The 2,744-nt window shown below is 58.6% G+C and carries 1 protein-coding gene; it reads left to right on the forward strand.

The genetic code is table 11. The features are described from left to right. A partial coding sequence (gene metH, locus IGS51_RS17290; protein ID WP_297080061.1) for a methionine synthase occupies positions 1-2,645 on the forward strand: 2,645 nt, incomplete at its 5' end. Positions 2,646-2,744 lie beyond the last annotated feature (99 nt).

Raw genomic sequence — 2,744 nt, forward strand, 5'->3', positions numbered from 1 at the left:
CCCCCCGCCCCGCCCTCTCCTACATCCCCGCTGCCGCCTCCATCTACAGCGCCCAGCCCTACGACCAGGACAACTCCTTCCTGATCATTGGCGAACGCCTGAATGCTAGCGGCTCCAAAAAGGTGCGGGAGTTGCTGAATGCGGAAGATTGGGACGGGCTAGTGGCCGTAGCGCGATCGCAGGTCAAAGAAGGGGCTCATGTCCTGGATGTGAACGTAGACTACGTGGGCCGCGACGGCGAACGAGACATGCGGGAACTGGTGTCGCGCTTGGTGACAAACGTAAACCTGCCGCTGATGCTAGACTCCACCGAATGGCAAAAGATGGAAGCGGGTCTGAAAGTCGCAGGCGGCAAGTGCATCCTCAACTCGACGAACTACGAAGACGGCGACGAGCGCTTCTTCAAAGTGCTGGAACTGGCCAAGACCTACGGTGCGGGGATTGTGGTGGGCACGATCGACGAAGAGGGCATGGCTCGGACGGCAGAAAAGAAATTTGCGATCGCCCAACGGGCCTACCGCGATGCGCTGGAATACGGCATTCCGCCCTACGAAATCTTCTACGACCCGCTGGCACTGCCCATTTCCACAGGCATCGAGGAAGACCGGGAAAACGGCAAGGCCACTATCGAAGCGATTCGCCAGATCCGCCAAAACCTGCCAGGGGTTCACATCCTGCTGGGCGTGTCGAATATCTCCTTTGGCCTCAGCCCCGCAGCGCGGATCGTGCTGAACTCGATGTTTCTGCATGAGGCAACGGCAGCGGGCATGGATGGGGCGATCGTCAGCGCCGCCAAAATCCTGCCCCTGGCCAAGATCGAGCCGCAGCATCAGGAAGTCTGCCGCCAGCTCATCTACGACCAGCGGCGGTTTGAAGGCGAGGTCTGCGTTTACGATCCGCTGACAGAACTCACCAAACTGTTCGAGGGCGTTTCGGCCAAAGACACCCGCTCCGGCGGTTCCCTCGCCGATCTGCCCATCGAGGAGCGACTGAAGCAGCACATCATCGACGGCGAACGCATTGGGCTGGAAGAAGCCCTCACCGAAGCGCTGAAGACCTACAAGCCGCTGGACATCATCAACACCTTCTTGCTGGATGGCATGAAGGTTGTCGGCGACCTGTTTGGCTCTGGACAAATGCAGCTTCCCTTCGTGCTGCAATCAGCAGAGACGATGAAAGCTGCCGTCGCGCATCTGGAGCCGTTTATGGACAAAGAAGAATCCGGCGGCAATGCCAAAGGCACGTTTCTAATTGCCACGGTGAAGGGCGATGTACATGACATTGGCAAAAATCTGGTGGACATCATCCTCACCAACAACGGCTATCGCGTGATTAACCTGGGCATCAAACAGCCCGTGGATAACATCATTGATGCCTACTTTGAACACCAGGCCGACTGCATTGCCATGAGTGGGCTGCTGGTGAAGTCCACCGCCTTTATGAAAGAGAACCTGGAAGTGTTTAACGAGCGCGGCATCACTGTGCCTGTTATCCTGGGTGGCGCAGCGCTCACGCCCAAGTTTGTCTACGAAGATTGTCAAAACACCTATAAGGGGAAGGTGATTTACGGCAAAGATGCCTTCTCTGATCTGCACTTTATGGACAAGCTGATGCCCGCGAAGGCAGCAGGCCGGTGGGATGATGTGCAGGGCTTTTTGGATGAGCAGGGTCAGGATTCAGCGTTGTCTGAAGCACCGGAGGTAGACGCAGAAACAGAGGCGATCGCCCCTCCAACTGCCCTGCCTGCCAACGATCCCGCTGCTCCTGCCATCGCAGACACCCTGCGCTCCGAAGCCGTAGCCCTCGACATTCCCCGCCCCACGCCGCCCTTCTGGGGCACGCAGATCCTAAACCCAGAGGACATTTCGCTAGAGGATGTGTTCTGGTACTTGGACTTGCAGGCGCTGATCGCCGGACAATGGCAGTTCCGCAAACCCAAAGATCAGACCCGCGAAGCCTATGATGCCTTCCTGCAAGAAAAGGCCTATCCCATTCTGGCGCAGTGGAAACAGCGCGTGCTGGCGGAAAACCTGCTGCGGCCGCAGGTGGTCTACGGCTATTTCCCCTGCCTGGCTGAGGGCAACTCGCTGTATATCTACGCTCCCGCTGCGGTGCAAAACGGCATGAAACCGCAAGATTTGCAGCCCGTCGCCACCTTCCACTTCCCCCGACAAAAGTCCCTGCGCCGCCTCTGCATTGCCGACTTCTTCCTGCCCAAAGACCACGCCACTCAGTTTGACGTATTTCCCATGCAGGCGGTGACGGTCGGCGACATCGCTACGGAATTTGCCCAGCAGCTATTCGCCGCCAACCAATACACCGACTATCTCTACTTCCACGGGCTGGCAGTGCAGACGGCAGAAGCGCTGGCAGAGTGGGTTCACGCCCGCATTCGGCGCGAACTGGGCTTTGGCGCGGCGGAACCCGACAACATCCGCGACGTGCTGGCGCAGCGCTATCAGGGGTCGCGCTATAGCTTTGGCTATCCGGCCTGTCCAAACATTCAGGATCAATACACGCAGCTTGACCTGCTGGGAGCCGAGCGCATCGGGCTGTACATGGACGAAAGCGAACAGCTTTATCCGGAGCAATCGACGACGGCGATCGTGGTGTATCACCCGGTTGCGAAGTATTTCAGCGCATAGGCTCTGCGCGAAGGGATGATGCTGATCGTATCGCTCCTCAGGCGGCTGGGCGATCGCCCGCGGGTTTTGGCGCAGAGCCATAATGCCTCTGCGGCGGGG

The organism is Thermoleptolyngbya sp. M55_K2018_002, assembly GCF_015295965.1.
GTDB lineage: Bacteria > Cyanobacteriota > Cyanobacteriia > Elainellales > Elainellaceae > Thermoleptolyngbya > Thermoleptolyngbya sichuanensis.